General features: G+C 55.4%; 1 protein-coding gene. It reads left to right on the top strand.

The genetic code is table 11. From position 1 onward, the window contains the following. Positions 1-264 (top strand): hypothetical protein (locus tag M3I56_RS40810; protein ID WP_254358699.1); only part of this gene is annotated, 264 nt, incomplete at its 5' end. Between the last annotated feature and the right edge of the window lie 427 nt (positions 265-691).

Raw genomic sequence — 691 nt, 5'->3', positions numbered from 1 at the left:
AGTACCGCCAACCGAAACCACACCTTTCGTTTCGGTCCACCGAACACGCATTTCGGTGGGGTGAACAGCCGTTTCGGCAGGCTGAACACCGATTTCGGGAAGATGAACACGCATTTCGGAGCGCCGAACACCAATTCCGGAATTCTCCGAAACCGTTCGACTTCAAGCGAAACGGTTGTTCATCTTCCTCCGGAAACACTGTTCGACTTCAACCGAAATCCGTGTTCGGCTTCGCCGAAATACGCACATACAGCGATCCGGTGATGGTTGTATCTTGCCCGTGAGGGGCTGTGCGAGGCGCATTCATTTGCGTACTCCTCTCGGAAAACGGGTGTCGGAATCCTCGTTTTACTCAAGGAGGCTTACTTCCGCGGCCCCTCCATAGTATCTATGGCTCCCGTCAGGCAGCGAATCCGCGAGCGCACCCTTTATCGCGAGTCAATTAGTCGGCCTTGAACAATCCGCGAAGGCTTATGCGGCAAGGCTCCGAGGCCGAAATAGCATTGTGGGATTTGCAGAGACCTGGCATATTGATGCCGAAATCCTGCAAATCCTGACGAGGTGCGGATGGGTCCGAAGACGCCTGTGACAGAGGGAGATTTCTTCCGGCAGCCCCTGCGTGAGCAGATCAACCTGAAACATCCGCTGGTGCGGCTGGCTGACCTGATCAACTGGAATCGGCTGGGCATGG

The organism is Paraburkholderia sp. CNPSo 3281 (genome assembly GCF_024206515.1).
Lineage (GTDB): Bacteria > Pseudomonadota > Gammaproteobacteria > Burkholderiales > Burkholderiaceae > Paraburkholderia > Paraburkholderia nodosa.
The sequence above is the reverse complement of the archived record's forward strand: the minus strand, read 5'-3'. Positions and strand labels throughout refer to the sequence as shown.